This window comes from Rickettsiales bacterium (assembly GCA_041396965.1).
Lineage (GTDB): Bacteria > Pseudomonadota > Alphaproteobacteria > Rickettsiales > SXRF01 > SXRF01.
The window spans coordinates 2,040,069-2,054,897 of sequence record JAWKXN010000001.1; the positions used below are offsets into that span (position 1 = coordinate 2,040,069).

Here is a 14,829-nt window from a genome sequence, read left to right on the forward strand (position 1 = left end):
CTCTTCTTCACTTAAAAATTTTAATTATACTTACGGCTACGCGGCTTCCAAATCGCCACTCTTATAACTTACATTATTTGAGGTTTTATTATTCAAGCTCGCTATATCCAATATAAGAGAGACACGACCATCACCTAAGATAGTAGCTCCTGAAATACCCGCTACATTATCATAGTTAGTCTCCAAGCTTTTAATAACCACCTGCTGTTGACCTATCAGCTCATCAACCACCAATCCCATTTTTTGATTGCCGATTTCTACTAAAACCACCAAAAATTTACCTTTATCAGCGGTAGCGTTATTAATGTTAAAAAATTTATGCAGATACACGATCGGAATAAAATCGCCACGTACGTTAATTACATCATCATGACCTTCTACCCGCTTCACATTCTCTGATTTAGGTCTTAAAGTCTCTATTATATTAATGATTGGAATTATATAATTCTCACTACCGACACGAACTATCATACCATCAAGTATCGCAAGCGTAAGCGGCAGCAAAACCGTAAACACCGAACCCTTACTAGGATTGGTAGAAACCCGCACACTACCACCAAGATTTTCTATGTTCCGCCTGACCACATCCATGCCAACACCTCTGCCTGAAATATTGGAGACGGTATCAGCGGTTGAGAAACCCGGCAGAAAAATTAGATTATCACATTCATCGTCACTAAGATTGGCATCTACTGGAATAAGCCCTTTTTCTTTGGCTTTTGCTAAAACCTTCGGACGATTCACACCAGCGCCATCATCTTTTATCTCAATTATTATCTTACCTCCACGATGCTCCGCTGATAAATTGATAGTACCACGCTCCGGCTTTCCCGCCTTTACCCTGTCCTCAGGTCTCTCAATACCGTGATCTACTGAGTTACGGATCATATGAGTAAGCGGATCTCCTAACTGCTCAATGACGGTTTTATCAACCTCAGTATTCTCGCCAGACATCACCAACTCAATGTCTTTTCCAAGCTGTGAGGATATATCGCGCACAATTCTTGGCATGCGGGAAAAAATGGACTTTACCGGCTGCATCCGTACTGACATAACCGCCTCTTGCAATTCTCTAGTATGCTGCGATAACTCAGAAATACCTCTAATCAAATCAGAAAACTGTCCATCTTGTAATCCCCTACTCTGCGAACTCAGCATCGCTTCAGTAATTACAAGCTCACCAACCATATTAACCAACCTATCTATCTTCTCCAGATCCACCCTTACCGATGATGTTTTTCCTCTTGCCGGAGTATCTTCCGCTGGAACAAGCTTTATATTGTTAATCTTCATTTCCGGAAGCTCTTCAACCGGCTCATCAGGACGGAAAGTAATTTTCAAATCACAATGCTCACTAACGAACTCAAAAACCTCTCTTATATCAATTTCAACACAATCACCGGTCAGCAGCACAGACCAACCAATGTAACAACATTGTGGATTAATCTCATCTAAAGTCGGCACTCTTTGCGTAAAAGCGGTTATTTCAGTATCACCAAGCGCCGCTAGCTGACGAAGAATAAGCAAAGGCTCGTTACCAGTGGCAAGTAATGTCTCGTGCGGTGAAAAATCTATAAGCCAGCTTTTCTTACCACCTTTAACATTAGCGCTACCACTACTTGATTCTTCTGTGGATAAGGAAGGAAAATTATCATCAAACAATCCGGCTTCACTGCCATCAAAAATATTCTTCACATGATTTTTATTAGAATCAAAACTACCCGAGAAGTTTTTTAGTTTTTCTAGAATATCCCCACCAAGACCTTCCGGTGGCTCAACATTCTCGTTCGCCGCCTGCACCATTTGTGTTACCACATCAACTGATTTGAGCAGCGTATCAACAGCCTCACGTGATGGCTTAACTTTCCCCTCACGCATAGAATCAAGCAAAGCTTCCAGAACATGGGTAAAATCCATTATCGCGTTAAGACCAAAAGCCCCAGCTCCACCTTTAATAGAATGCGCGCAACGGAAAATAGCGTTTAGTTGTTCCATATCCACAGCGTCAACATCAAGCTCAAGCAACAGTGACTCCATATCAGAGAGCAACTCAAAACATTCAGATATATACGTCTGCTTGAATTGATCTAGTGAAACCATCAGGGACACACCTTCTTTACAACCGCGACTAGCTTCTCAGGATTAAATGGCTTTACTATCCAGCCGGTAGCGCCAGATGCCTTACCTTCCTCTTTTTTCGCGTCATCACCTTCAGTGGTTAGCATAAGTATCGGGGTAAATTTATAATCAGGATTGGCGCGTAGTGAGCGTATCAACTCAAACCCATTCATATTCGGCATGTTAAGATCAGTTATTACCGCGTCAACCTTATTACCTGAAATCGCCGATAAAGCCGCCTTACCATCTTCGGCCTCAACCACGTCATAACCAGCGCTTTTAAGAGTAAATGAGACCATCTCACGCATACTCTTAGAATCATCCACCGCTAATACTTTCTTAGGCATAAATATATCTCCCTCAATTAGCCTTTATATTCCGCTCCATATCATTCTTTTCCAACCAACAATCCCTCTAGCCCCATATTTTTCGCGACCTGAGTAAAATTATCCGTCGCTCCCTCAATACGTAAGTTCCTCCCTACATCTACCAAGCTCTTTTCAAGGCTAACCAAAAGTTGCAAGCCTGCCGTAGTTATTGATTCATTCTTTGAGGCATCCACAGAAATGCTGTTGCCAGCGGCGAATAATTCACGAAACTGGGACAAAAGCTCTTCCGAACTTGCGGTATCTATTATTTCTGGTAGGGTGAAGGGTGATACATTACTCATAGGCGGATTGTCACAACGGTATTACACAATTAATATTTGAAGTATTAATTATATAAACTATTAAAAGTTGCAACAATAAATCACACTTCGTTCCAAATGAGGACAATTATTAATTATACAATTTGCCGCTACTAAAAAATTTTACTTCCTTGCTATGAAGCTAGCTATGACTTGAGAGATAGAAAACCCGTCTATCTCCTTATTCCATTTATGTCCGCCTTTTTCTAAATATAACACCTGCAACCTATTTCCACCCGAGCAATCATAATTACCGGCAATTCCTATACCACTTAATCTCAAGCTATTTTCTTTCCCACAGCACAGATAATCAGACCATAAACTAACCGCATCCTCAAACGCCATATAGGGACGAGTCTGTGTACGCCTAGCTTTCTTATTGGTACTCATCCCACCATTATAAGGTAAAATCTCATCATCCTTAGCATGTATCATAAAAAGAGAAAATGGTCGCTTAGGACGTGGCTGGTCAGAAAAAATAGCGGTACTTACCACGACCACCGCCTTTACTCTATGGCGCATAGTAGCCGCCGCCCGATAAGCGAGCATTCCACCGTTAGAATGACCAATAAGGAATATAGAACCCGTATCTATAGAATATTTACTGGCTATAATATCTATTGCTTTATCAATGTAAGCCACATCGTCAACATTGTTTTTTGCCGCTACCCCACAGCAATATCTGGCGTTCCACACATTGCTGTTTATAAGCTTGAAACGACCAGTGCCATTCATAAACGCTACCATGTAGCCAGACTTCTTTAGTAGTTTGGTTAACTTTTTAGAATGTCTTTTCATCCATGATGAGTTGCCGCCGCCTCCGTGAAAAATCATAACTAACGGAGCGGGGTTTTTTAGCTTTTCCTTGTCATATTCTAAGATAAAATTTCTTTTAATTCCACCGGATTCAAAATCTATCTCCTCTGCCCACACGCCAGATATTGTCAAAAGTAACGTACAAATAACTACTAGAATAATCACCAAAGAACTCAATAAGCCACGAGATAATGACATATATGAACCTATACCAGTTTTAACAACTCAACTGCTGCCCTGCCATATTTTCGCTTATCAAGCACCTCAAAAATATCAGGAATTTTTACTTTTTCCTTATCATCTCGTTCAATTACCAGCAAGCTATTATCCGACACCCAGCCACCATTATAAAGTGCCATAAGCGCCTGCGGAATCATGTTCTTAAAATATGGTGGGTCTAAAAAAATCAGTGAATAAGAATTTCTCGCTTGCCCGATTCTTTCCGCGCTTGCCTGCACAAAATCCACGTTTTCCAGCTCACCTATTAACTTCACATTATGACGCGCGTTATTTATCGCCTCTCGCGACTCATCAACAAAAGTCACTTCACCCGCGCCACGCGATAAAGCCTCAATTCCAAACGCTCCTGTCCCACAAAACATATCCAGCACATTTTTGCCAACAAAGCTATATTTCTTACCTATATCGCCATGAGTCAGTATATTAAATATCGCTTCTCTAGCAAAATCAGAGGTTGGGCGTATACGCTTTTCCGCTTCTTTAAGCAATTCTATTTTTCTGCCTTTATATTTACCGGAAATTATTCTCATAGATATTTACTCCAGATATTTGTCACAACCATCCTCACGAAACCATCTTAACCCTCTCCCCTTGCGGGAGGGATTAGGAGGAGTGGTTTTATAAATATTTACCCAAAAATGATTTCATAACTTTTTGCGTAACTTCCTTTACCTCACCTTTTTTTAGACTACCAAGCTGAAACGAACCATATGAAAGCCTAAGAAGACGGTTTACGTTACAACCAAAATGCTCAAATATTTTTCTCACCTCTCTATTCTTTCCCTCTTTAAGACTAACCGTAAGCCAGCTATTTCCGCCTTTGCTACTGTCAACCACCGCTTCCACACTACCATAGTGAATACCATCAACCGTTACACCTCGCTTCATTTCAGAAATCATTCTATCAGTAATTTTACCATAAACCCGCACCCGATAGCGCCTTATCCAACCAGTTGATGGCAGTTCCAATTTACGTGCCAATCCGCCATCATTGGTAAGCAATAATAGCCCTTCCGAATTCATATCCAGCCTACCTACTGATATTACTCTAGGCATTTCCTTAGGAAGAGCTTCAAAAACCGTCCCTCTTCCCTTTTCATCTTTATGGCTAGTAACAAGCCCCACTGGTTTATGGTAAAGCCATAGCCGCGCGGTCTCCTTTTCTCGCAGTGGCTTTCCGCCAACCACTACCTTATCATCATCGGTAACGTTAAAGGCAGGTGTAACTATTTTGTTACCATTTACTTTTACCTTACCTTCTTCAATCAATTTTTCCGCCTCCCGCCGTGAACACAAACCCGCGCGCGCGATTCGCTTGGCAAGACGCTCACTTGTCTTATCAGTAGCTAGGCTCTCATTATCTAATATTTTACTCATAATGCGTCCACATTCTTAGAATTTTTATAATTCTTTCCTGCTCAAGAACCTGATAAACTAACCTGTGCTGTATATTAATACGACGCGAATAAGCTCCCAACAAATCGCCTAATAATTTTTCATAGGGTGGTGGGTTAATAAACGGATTTTTCTCGATCAAAGAAAGTAATGTCTGAATTTTCTCTTTCATTCCGGCTGAAGCAGACTTTCTAGCATCTTTCTGTGCCTGCTTAGTATACACGATCTTCCATTTTGCCATTGATGCTATTTACCATTTCAACTGACCTGACTCAACACACTCATCAAGCGGTGTTTTCATGCCTTCAACTATAGACTCCGCCATTTTAGGAATTGACGATAGATAGATAGTCTCCTGTATCGCCTGCCAGTCCTCCTGAGAAATTAAGACAGCATTGCTCCTCTTGCCGGTAATGGTGATCGGCTGGTGGGTTTGCGCCACCTCATCCATCAAGCGGAATATATTAGCCCTCGCCTCACTTACGCTTATAGTATTCATAAGAACCTCATAGCTTGAACTCTATAGCTTTCACAAATAATTGTACATAAAAACGTACATTTGTCAATTATAACTCCCACAAGCCTCTAAAAATGCCTCAAATATCCGCTTATCAGCATCATCCACATGATATTCTGGGTGCCACTGCACACCAAGACAGAAAGGATGTTCTGGCATCTCCACCCCTTCTATTACTCCATCAGAGCTTACGGAATTTACAATAAGAGACGGTGCCACCTTATCAACCGCCTGATGATGGGCGGTATTTACATTCATCGTATCTTTTCCGGCGATTCTTGCAAGCAGGGTATTTTTTGTTATCTTGATAATATGTCCAGCCTCATCACGAGGATTTTTCTGTTCATGCTCTAAAGCTCCTTTCACGCTGTCGGGTATATGCTGAATCAGTGTGCCGCCTAGCACCACATTTAGTAGCTGCTCACCACCACAAATGCCCAGAACTGGCATTTTCCGCTCAATCGCCCCTCTGGTTATAGCGAACTCAAATTTCGTCCGGTTATCCTTAGTAACTACCGTGTCATGCACATTACTTTGTCCGTAAAGCTCAGGAGATACGTCAAACGCCCCACCAGTTATAATAAGTCCATCAATAAGCTCCAGATATTGCTCAACCTTATCAACATCATGTGGCAATGGTAGAGCGAGAGCGCCTAAATCACTAACCGCTGTGCAATAATTCTCCCGAATAGCGTACCAAGGCTTCTTTGAGTATGTGGGTTTTTCCTCATAATCCAGCGTAATTCCGATTTTTAGAACTCGTTCTTTTCTAGGAAAGTCTTTGTTTTTACTCATAACATACCATTTCTTAAGCTTTTCTTGGCGGTTTATTAACCCATACATGTTTTCATGTACAAGTAAAACCAGATTTTTGTCCTGAATTTTAACTTTATACTTATTTTATATAATCATTTTATGAAAAAAGTCGTAAAAACTATGTCACTTGCCACTTTAGCTGGCACTTTTTTCGGCTTTGCGCTGATTATCGGCGCGATAATACACGGTACTGACAATTATTTATCTTTTCTAAGCACCGAAGGTTTCTTAATCGTAGTTGGTGGCACCATAGCGAATGCCTTTATGAGCTATCACGCAAACTCCGTAATCCTAGCCTTTCAGGCAATATGGCACATGATAAAAAAACCTAAAGCCACTCGTGAAGGTCTTAACTCAGAGATAATGCTGCTAATAAAATGGGCGTATTTAGTGCAATCCAAAGGTTTCGCCGGACTGGAAGGAGAGCTTGGAAACAAAATAAAAGAACCTTTATTGCGCTATGGCATTGACCTCGTAATCACTGGCTATACTCCCGATCAAATAAGGCAGATGATGAATACAATAGTGGAATCAGAGTTTGAGCGCAGCATATCACCGGTAATTGTGCTTAAAAATATGGCATCCACCGCTCCTGCTTTTGGAATGGTCGGAACATTGGTAGGTATGGTAATAATGCTGCAAAATATTCAAGGCGACATGACCCGTATCGGACTCGGCCTATCGGTAGCTCTTCTTGCCACATTATATGGTATTATAGTAGCTAGGCTTTTATGCCTGCCCGCCGCTGATAAACTCATGCAAAAAGAAGAGGTAATGCGCTTCCGTAACTATATGATGACCGAAGGTTTGGTACTACTTGCCGAGAAACAAAATCCACGCTTCATGCAGGATAAGCTGAATAGTTTCCTTGATCCTGAAAAACATTTTAATCTTGATGATTATTTAAGCGGCAAAAAATCGGATAGTAAATAAGGTAGATTAAAATGATACCTCCGAAGAAAAAACTAGAAGAAGAGAATGTTGATTCATGGCTGATGAGTTACGCCGATATGGTCACTCTATTAATGTCATTTTTTGTTATATTTGTCTCAGTTTCCGAACCAAAGAAAGAACGTATATCAATGTTAAGCAGCGGCATGGGCGGAAAATTTGGCACTGTTGAGATTGCGACCCCATTTGATGGAGTAATAAAATCCATACAAGGAATAATAGAAAAGAACCAATCATTCCGTGACATAAGTGTAGAAAATAGCGATAAAACGGTGGAAATGGAAATATCAAACTCCGCCTTCTTCAAACCATCAACCGCTGATATAGAAGAAAGCAAAATCCCTCTACTTGAGGAAATCGTAAAATCACTAAAATCAGTGGATTTCATCAATTACAATATAATAATAGAAGGTCATACTAGTAACGAACAGCCAAAAAGTGGTCTATACGCTACTAACTGGGAGCTTTCTGGCGCGCGCGCGGCACGGCTAGTACGTTTTTTTATTGAAAACGGTATAGAACCAAAAACAATAAGAGCCGTAGGCCTTGCCGATACTAAACCGAAAGTAAATAATAAGGACATAAACGGCAATCCGATACCGCAAAATCAAGAAAAAAATGAGCGGATGCTCATCAAACTGGAAAGATTGTAGTAACTTGCGGTAAGAATTCACAAGTCACTATCAAAACTCCGCTATACGAATCATATTTGGCTTAGTGAGCACTGACTCAAGAGCTTCTATATCACTAATAGCTTTTATCATAGAGGATTCCATAGTCTCGTGAGTAGTAAGAACAAGCTGCACCGGCTCATCATCCTCATGTGAATGCTGTATGAATGAGCGTAGTGATATTTCATGCTTTTCAAAAATACTAGTTATATCAGCGAGCACCCCTATCTTATCATTTACCTCTAGGCGCAAATAATAAGAACCACGCAATGTATCAATACCGACAAAGTTACCGGATTCAAGTTTGTCATACGGCAAAATAAAAGGCTTATAGCTAACTCCACGCGCAATATCAATAATATCAGCGACCACCGCTGAAGCCGTAGACTCCGCGCCAGCGCCTTTTCCTTCTAAAAATATTTGCCCGACAAAATCACCATCTACTAATATAGCGTTATAAGCGCCACGTACCGAAGCGAGCATAGAATCCTTCGCTATCATACATGGATGCACTCTCTGACGCACGCCCTCGCTGGTATTAATTGAAATTCCCAACAACTTAATTACATAACCAAGCTCATCAGCGAATATCATGTCACGCTGCGATATATGAGAAATTCCTTCTATGTAAATATCATCCATAGACGGCGCGTAACCATAAGCAAGGCTGGTAAGAATCGCCGCTTTGTGAGCGGCGTCAATCCCACCAATGTCAAAAGTCGGATCAGCCTCCGCATAACCAAGTTCCTGCGCTTCCTTTAACACTTCAGCGAAATCTCTACCACTTTCCCGCATGTTAGTGAGTATATAGTTTGACGTTCCGTTAAGTATCCCAACAACTCTAGAAAATCTATTAGCGGACAAACCATCACGCATTGTCTTAATTATCGGAGTACCACCAGCGACCGCCGCCTCAAACGCTAGCATAGCGTTATTGTGCTCGGCGATTTTCGCAAGCCGCGATCCATGATGAGCGACTAACGCCTTATTCGCAGTTACCACCGATTTACCATTACTAAGCGCTGACTCAATCAAATCACGCGCTACTCCCTCAGATCCACCTATCATCTCAACTACGACATCAATTTCAGGATCTGTGGCAAACTCCAAAGGGTTACTGACCCAACGCAAAGAGCTTATATCAAAACCACGATCTTTATTTTTATCACGAGATGATATAGCTACCACCTCTAAAGCCCGCCCACAACGCTTCTCAAGTAGTTCTTTCTGCTCATTCAACAACTTCACAGTACCAGCGCCAACCGTACCAAGCCCAGCTATAGCGATACGCAATTTATTACTCACCCTACATTCTCCAAATTTTTATCATACTTATTAGGATTAGCTTGCAAGAAATGTTTTATATTACGAATTGCCTGACGAATACGATATTTATTCTCAACCAAAGCTATGCGCACAAAACCCTCACCACCTTCACCAAACCCGATACCAGGAGCCACCGCCACATCAGCGTGCTCAAGCAATAATTTGGAAAACTCTAAACATCCTATATGTCTATATTTATCCGGTAATTTCGCCCATACAAACATTGAGGCTGCGGGCGCTTCAACTTGCCAACCAGCTTCCCTAAGCCCGTCTACTAATATGTCACGCCTTTCTTTATACATTGCCCTTAAATCATTAACATAATCCTGAGAACCGTTAAGAGCGGCAGCGGCGGCAACTTGTATGGGTAAAAACGTCCCATAATCAAGATATGATTTTATTTTAGTAAGAGCGGAAATAAGATTCTTATTGCCAACAGCAAATCCCATTCTCCAGCCCGCCATTGAGTAAGTCTTACTTACCGATGTGAATTCAACCGCTATATCCTTAGCTCCCTTAACCTGCAATATGGAAGGTGGCGGATTATTCTCATAATATATCTCACAATAAGCAAGATCTGAAATTACGTAAACACCATAATGCTTGCAAATATCAATCACTCGCTCAAAAAACCCAATATCAGCCACTTTGGCAGTTGGATTGCACGGATAATTAACAATAAGGGCGACCGGCTTACGCCCGCCATCATTAAATATCACCTCAAGCGCGCTAAAAAAATCCTCTCCCGTGCTATTTGGTACTGATACAACATCAGCTCCAGCTATTACAAAACCCCAAACATGGATCGGATAGCTTGGATCAGGAACCACAAAACGATCACCCGGCGCTGCCATCGCCGACGCCAAATTGGCAAGACCTTCTTTAGATCCTATTGTGACAACTACTTCTGTGTCAGGATCAACCTCCACACCAAAACGCCTGTTATAATAAGCCGCTTTTGCCTTACGCAAACCATGAATCCCCCGTGACAGCGAGTATCTATGAACCTTTGGATCTTTAAGAGTTTCTCTTAGCTTTTCTATAACATGTTGCGGCGGTTGAGAATCAGGGTTACCCATACCAAAATCTATAATATCACGCCCAGCGGCACGAGCTGCTGCCTTCAGCTTGTTCACTTCCGCAAACACGTAAGGAGGCAAACGGGAAATACGATAAAAATCCTGCTGCATATGCCTTTTTTAGCTAATTTGAGATGTTATGTTTCGTTCTAAGCTCTTTATAACGTGACGGACGCATGGTTTTTATAATGTCCGGTGAAGGAAGAGCGGAAGCATCTTCCAAAATCTCAGAAGCCGGAGTAAACACGTCATCAGTATCTTTACTTTGTTCTACTTCTTCTACAACTGGAGCAGACTCTTCCGTTTTATTACTAACTGTTTTATCAGCAATAGGTTGCGAGTCACTAGCGGAAGAATTCGCCGTAGAGTTATCCAACAACTCCTCCTCAACAAATTCCTCTGACTCATTATCAACTAAAGGAGGCGCTGGCATCGGCTTAGCGCTGATTGAGCCAAGCTCTTGTTCTTTCCCACCAACATCCTCAACTAGTGGTAAAGGCTGCGCTTCCTTCTTGTTCATATCATCGGTCTGTTTTACTGGCGCGTATACTTTCTTGTCACTAACGACCTCTTCCGCGGCATTTCCATGTTCGTCATCAGAACCTTCCTGCGGCTCTATTACAACATTTTCTTCCTCAAGTATAATAAACCTATCACCTTTTACACTACCCTTCACCTCAGAAGATACATCAAAAGGATTGGACGAGCTTGAGCTAGGTAAGCTCACTTTTTCAGATGAGCTGGAGGTAGTCTCATCACTAGGACTACTTCCCGCAACTTCACGCTCTAAAGCTTCTTTTTCTTTCAAAGCTTGATCTCTTGCATCTTCCAACTCAGAAAAATCCTGTTGCTGCTCATTTTTTATTCTTGCGAAATCATCCGGCACTTGCGGCACTGAAGACAATTTCGGAGCTGATGGCGCTGACGTATCACTTATACTGCCTAAAACTGTCCTATCAGAATCATCTTTTGAATCCTCAACAAACTCCGTTTTACCTTCACCAGCTTGGAAAATATCCTCATCCAAAATTTCTTCTTCTAAAACTTCCTCACCATACTGCTCATCATAAAAAATAGCGTCAGAAACCCCCTCTGGCAGATATGGATTACCCGGAAAAGGCTTACGCTGATTATCCGCTAACTCAGCCCCAGATTTTTTTTTATCATCAGAAGAAAAATCAAATAAATTAGAGAAAAAATCTCCTATATCGTTTCCAACTTCCTCTAAATCATCACCGATTGAGCTAGATTTTACCTCATTTCCATTCTCATCATAACTATCATAAGGAGTCAGAACCTTCTTTTCAGCGACCTCCTGCTGCTCATCATCTCCTTTGACTGATACTTCCTCATCCTCAACAGGATCCGCCGATTTCTCCGCCTCAGGATTTAATAACGGACTTCTTCTTGGGCCATCCACCACCTGTTCAGGACGCGGATCAGAAAAAAGCTCCGTAACAGACGCCCCCTGACAACCCCCTAACAAAAGAACTGTGCACGCCCCCAAATAAAGCTTACCACGATACGAATCAAATTTCTTAACCGCAAAAAAACGTCTATTTTTCATCAAACTTTTTATTAACATATCAGTCTCATCTTATATTTGTTTTAGCTTATTTCTTTATTTTGGCACTGTACAACGTTTAGTTAACCTAATTCCAGTTGCAGGGTAAAGCACAAAATGTTTATATACAAGCTATATATTATTGCAAAACATTTATACAGATACGCTTTTAATAATTCAAATTAAATTAACTATATGAATAATAATTTTTAATTAACAGTAAAATATATACTAAAAACACACAAACATACTCTAAAAACCATGGAAAAACTCATGCAAGCTCATAAGACTGATGGCTCATCAAACCATAACCCAACAGAACTAGCGAAAAATCTAGCGAAAATAGCAGAAAAATCACAACTTATAATACAGGAATTCCTTTCCCGTCAGGCACAGGACGCCGCGAATACACCTATTGACCCCCTCAATATCGTGAACGCCTATAGCGAACTTTTCACCCGCATGATGAGCGACCCTATAAGTGTCGCGGAAAAACAGATAAACCTATGGCATGATTATATGAAGCTGTGGGAGAACACCACAAAACGCTTAATGGGAAACGAAGAAGCGCCAATAATATCCCCTGATCGCCGTGACAAGCGTTTTAAGGATGAAACTTGGGAAAAAAATACTGTTTTTGACTTTATAAAACAATCTTACCTTATTTCATCACGCTGGATACAGAATTCAATCAAAGACGTTGAAGGACTGGAAGAACACGACGCAAAAAAGATAGATTTCTATACACGTCAATTTGTTGACGCGATGAGCCCTAGCAATTTTTTAATGACCAACCCAGAAGTCCTTAAAACAACTATAGAAAGCAACGGGGAAAATCTAGTAAATGGCTTGGAAAACCTGCTTGAGGACATAGAAAATAGCAAAAAAAATCTCCGTGTTAGTATGACCGATAGAAGCGCTTTCGTAGCGGGTAAAAATATCGCCAACACCAAAGGAAAAGTTATTTTCCGCAATGACCTCATGGAGCTAATCCAATATGAGCCAGCCACTAAGGATGTCTATAAAACTCCTCTGCTTGTCATGCCGGCTTGGATAAATAAATATTATATATTAGACCTCCAAGAAGGAAACTCCTATGTAAAATGGGCAGTTGAGCAAGGGCATACCGTATTCATAATATCATGGGTTAATCCAGACAGAAAGCTCGGAAAGAAAACTTTTGACGATTATATGAAAGAAGGACCACTTGCCGCTATAGAAGCTATTGAGCAAGCAACCGGAGAGAAAGAAGTAAACGTCGTCGCTTACTGTCTAGGCGGCACCCTTCTTTCAATAACCCTTGCTTGGTTACAAGCGAAAAAACAGCAAAATAAAATAAAATCCGCAACTTACTTAACCACAATGATAGATTTTAGTAATGCTGGAGAACTATCTGTATTCATAGATGAAGAACAAATAAAATTGCTGGAATCAAAAATGACCGAGCAAGGATACCTTGATGGCAGTGAGATGGCTATGACATTTAACATGTTACGCGCTAATGATTTAATCTGGTCTTTCGTTGTAAATAACTATCTTTTAGGAAAAGATCCTTTCCCGTTTGATCTATTATATTGGAACTCAGACTCAACTAGAATGCCAGCGACCATGCATAGTTTCTATCTACGCAATATGTATCAAAAGAATATGTTGCTTAAACCAAACGCGCTTACCATAGGCGGCGAGCCGATAGACCTACGTACGGTAAAAACTCCTGCTTATATGTTGTCAACTCGTGAAGATCATATAGCACCATGGCAATCAACTTACGCCGCTACTCAAATATTTTCTGGTGATATTCGTTTTGTACTTGCCGCTTCTGGCCATATAGCCGGAGTCATTAACCATCCCACAAAGAAAAAATATTGCTATTGGACTAATAAAAAATTGCCAAATTCTCCTGATGAATGGTTGAATTCAGCACAGCAAGAAGAAGGTTCGTGGTGGTCGGACTGGAATAAATGGCAACAGCAATTCTCTGGCGACAAAGTCCCAGCCCGAGTAATAGGGGAAGGTAAATTGAAACCGATAGAAGACGCTCCGGGAAGCTATGTGAAGGTTATGGTGTAAATTTGTACAGTATCTTTCAAAGATTCCTCCATTCGCTTACGCTCAGTCGTAATGACAATGTCATCCCGAGCGTAGTCGAGGGATCTTTTATATTCTCCTCCGAGATTTTCTACTGGAAGTTGTTTATATTTCGCTCCCGCAACCAACAAGTCCGACATCTGGTAATCACCTGTTTCCAAGGTCTTGCCAGCGGCGTTGTCCAAATCTTCCTGAATCATTTTCATCTGCTGGATAACAGCCCGTTTTGCTGTTTCAGGCTTATTCCCAGCCGCAATCGCCAAGATGCCTGCCAGATCACCTTTGAGATCGATATATAGACCTTCACCATTTTCTTTTGGTGTGAGCGTGATTTTTTCAATCAGCCCACGGATCAGGTCTGCCGCTTCATGTAAGTTCTCGCCTTCCGTCAGCGACTGAACGAGTTTGGAAATCTCGCGTTTGTAATAGCTGCCCATGTTCGGATGGAGCAGCACAGGTGCCTCTTCCTTATCCTTGAGCAATTCTTTCAGTTTTTCAATGCGATGCAAATTGCCGTTGATACGGTCTTTCATCTGCTCGGTGGAAGCAATGCCATCTAG

Annotated in this window: 16 protein-coding genes; 3 read left to right on the top strand and 13 right to left on the bottom strand. The window is 41.3% G+C overall.

Annotated elements, in window-relative coordinates:
* Window positions 1–36 precede the first annotated feature (36 nt).
* The 9 genes from R3D71_10640 to R3D71_10680 all read right to left on the bottom strand — a co-directional run bounded on the left by R3D71_10640 (window position 37) and on the right by R3D71_10680 (window position 6,569).
* Window positions 37–2,100 (bottom strand): chemotaxis protein CheA, encoded by a 2,064-nt coding sequence (locus R3D71_10640; protein ID MEZ5692101.1) that lies wholly within the window; start codon window positions 2,098–2,100, stop codon window positions 37–39.
* Window positions 2,100–2,465 carry a response regulator gene (locus tag R3D71_10645; protein ID MEZ5692102.1) on the bottom strand — a complete coding sequence of 122 codons (366 nt, stop codon included), beginning with the start codon at window positions 2,463–2,465 and terminating at the stop codon, window positions 2,100–2,102. Before R3D71_10645 ends, R3D71_10640 begins: the two co-directional genes overlap by 1 nt.
* Before the next feature lie 41 nt (window positions 2,466–2,506).
* Window positions 2,507–2,788, bottom strand: a complete 282-nt coding sequence (locus R3D71_10650) for an STAS domain-containing protein (GenBank protein ID MEZ5692103.1) — start codon at window positions 2,786–2,788, stop codon at window positions 2,507–2,509.
* Window positions 2,789–2,929: 141 nt separating this feature from the next.
* On the bottom strand, window positions 2,930–3,820 hold the full coding sequence (locus R3D71_10655) for an alpha/beta hydrolase (protein ID MEZ5692104.1): 891 nt from the start codon (window positions 3,818–3,820) through the stop codon (window positions 2,930–2,932).
* 8 nt (window positions 3,821–3,828) lie between these two features.
* Window positions 3,829–4,392, bottom strand: a complete 564-nt coding sequence (gene rsmD / locus R3D71_10660) for a 16S rRNA (guanine(966)-N(2))-methyltransferase RsmD (GenBank protein MEZ5692105.1) — start codon at window positions 4,390–4,392, stop codon at window positions 3,829–3,831.
* Window positions 4,393–4,480: 88 nt separating this feature from the next.
* A complete protein-coding gene (locus tag R3D71_10665) occupies window positions 4,481–5,239 on the bottom strand; it encodes a pseudouridine synthase (protein MEZ5692106.1) in 759 nt (252 codons plus the stop codon).
* Window positions 5,232–5,498 (bottom strand): Txe/YoeB family addiction module toxin, encoded by a 267-nt coding sequence (locus tag R3D71_10670; GenBank protein MEZ5692107.1) that lies wholly within the window; start codon window positions 5,496–5,498, stop codon window positions 5,232–5,234. Before R3D71_10670 ends, R3D71_10665 begins: the two co-directional genes overlap by 8 nt.
* Before the next feature lie 9 nt (window positions 5,499–5,507).
* Window positions 5,508–5,756: a type II toxin-antitoxin system Phd/YefM family antitoxin gene (locus tag R3D71_10675; GenBank protein ID MEZ5692108.1), complete on the bottom strand. Its 249-nt coding sequence runs from the start codon at window positions 5,754–5,756 to the stop codon at window positions 5,508–5,510.
* A gap of 63 nt (window positions 5,757–5,819) precedes the next feature.
* Complete coding sequence (locus tag R3D71_10680; protein MEZ5692109.1) at window positions 5,820–6,569, bottom strand: gamma-glutamyl-gamma-aminobutyrate hydrolase family protein; 750 nt, start codon at window positions 6,567–6,569, stop codon at window positions 5,820–5,822.
* A gap of 120 nt (window positions 6,570–6,689) precedes the next feature.
* On the opposite strand from R3D71_10680, the gene R3D71_10685 reads away from it, so the two are divergent.
* Together R3D71_10685 and R3D71_10690 are read left to right on the top strand one after the other, a co-directional pair.
* Window positions 6,690–7,523 carry a MotA/TolQ/ExbB proton channel family protein gene (locus tag R3D71_10685; GenBank protein ID MEZ5692110.1) on the top strand — a complete coding sequence of 278 codons (834 nt, stop codon included), beginning with the start codon at window positions 6,690–6,692 and terminating at the stop codon, window positions 7,521–7,523.
* Between the two features lie 11 nt (window positions 7,524–7,534).
* Complete coding sequence (locus R3D71_10690; protein MEZ5692111.1) at window positions 7,535–8,194, top strand: OmpA family protein; 660 nt, start codon at window positions 7,535–7,537, stop codon at window positions 8,192–8,194.
* A 30-nt stretch (window positions 8,195–8,224) separates the two neighbouring features.
* Here R3D71_10690 and R3D71_10695 read toward each other — a convergent pair whose 3' ends face one another.
* Genes R3D71_10695 through R3D71_10705 form a run of 3 tightly spaced genes read right to left on the bottom strand, consistent with a single transcriptional unit; the run spans window position 8,225 to window position 12,202 of the window.
* Window positions 8,225–9,517 (bottom strand): homoserine dehydrogenase, encoded by a 1,293-nt coding sequence (locus R3D71_10695; protein MEZ5692112.1) that lies wholly within the window; start codon window positions 9,515–9,517, stop codon window positions 8,225–8,227.
* A complete protein-coding gene (locus R3D71_10700; GenBank protein MEZ5692113.1) occupies window positions 9,514–10,728 on the bottom strand; it encodes an LL-diaminopimelate aminotransferase in 1,215 nt (404 codons plus the stop codon). The genes R3D71_10695 and R3D71_10700 overlap by 4 nt, the downstream gene beginning before the upstream one ends.
* A gap of 13 nt (window positions 10,729–10,741) precedes the next feature.
* Window positions 10,742–12,202 carry a hypothetical protein gene (locus R3D71_10705; GenBank protein ID MEZ5692114.1) on the bottom strand — a complete coding sequence of 487 codons (1,461 nt, stop codon included), beginning with the start codon at window positions 12,200–12,202 and terminating at the stop codon, window positions 10,742–10,744.
* 252 nt (window positions 12,203–12,454) lie between these two features.
* On the opposite strand from R3D71_10705, the gene phaC reads away from it, so the two are divergent.
* Window positions 12,455–14,251, top strand: coding sequence for a class I poly(R)-hydroxyalkanoic acid synthase (gene phaC, locus R3D71_10710; GenBank protein MEZ5692115.1), 1,797 nt, complete (start codon window positions 12,455–12,457; stop codon window positions 14,249–14,251).
* Here the strand turns inward: phaC and R3D71_10715 are convergent.
* A partial coding sequence (locus tag R3D71_10715; GenBank protein MEZ5692116.1) for a hypothetical protein occupies window positions 14,230–14,829 on the bottom strand: 600 nt, incomplete at its 5' end. The two genes, phaC and R3D71_10715, sit on opposite strands and share 22 nt — an antisense overlap.

Coding starts and splice junctions, on each gene's coding strand:
- R3D71_10640 (MEZ5692101.1), bottom strand. CDS start 2,100: ATGGTTTCACTAGATCAATTCAAGCAGACGTATATATCTGAATGTTTT.
- R3D71_10645 (MEZ5692102.1), bottom strand. CDS start 2,465: ATGCCTAAGAAAGTATTAGCGGTGGATGATTCTAAGAGTATGCGTGAG.
- R3D71_10650 (MEZ5692103.1), bottom strand. CDS start 2,788: ATGAGTAATGTATCACCCTTCACCCTACCAGAAATAATAGATACCGCA.
- R3D71_10655 (MEZ5692104.1), bottom strand. CDS start 3,820: ATGTCATTATCTCGTGGCTTATTGAGTTCTTTGGTGATTATTCTAGTA.
- rsmD (MEZ5692105.1), bottom strand. CDS start 4,392: ATGAGAATAATTTCCGGTAAATATAAAGGCAGAAAAATAGAATTGCTT.
- R3D71_10665 (MEZ5692106.1), bottom strand. CDS start 5,239: ATGAGTAAAATATTAGATAATGAGAGCCTAGCTACTGATAAGACAAGT.
- R3D71_10670 (MEZ5692107.1), bottom strand. CDS start 5,498: ATGGCAAAATGGAAGATCGTGTATACTAAGCAGGCACAGAAAGATGCT.
- R3D71_10675 (MEZ5692108.1), bottom strand. CDS start 5,756: ATGAATACTATAAGCGTAAGTGAGGCGAGGGCTAATATATTCCGCTTG.
- R3D71_10680 (MEZ5692109.1), bottom strand. CDS start 6,569: ATGAGTAAAAACAAAGACTTTCCTAGAAAAGAACGAGTTCTAAAAATC.
- R3D71_10685 (MEZ5692110.1), top strand. CDS start 6,690: ATGAAAAAAGTCGTAAAAACTATGTCACTTGCCACTTTAGCTGGCACT.
- R3D71_10690 (MEZ5692111.1), top strand. CDS start 7,535: ATGATACCTCCGAAGAAAAAACTAGAAGAAGAGAATGTTGATTCATGG.
- R3D71_10700 (MEZ5692113.1), bottom strand. CDS start 10,728: ATGCAGCAGGATTTTTATCGTATTTCCCGTTTGCCTCCTTACGTGTTT.
- R3D71_10705 (MEZ5692114.1), bottom strand. CDS start 12,202: ATGTTAATAAAAAGTTTGATGAAAAATAGACGTTTTTTTGCGGTTAAG.
- phaC (MEZ5692115.1), top strand. CDS start 12,455: ATGCAAGCTCATAAGACTGATGGCTCATCAAACCATAACCCAACAGAA.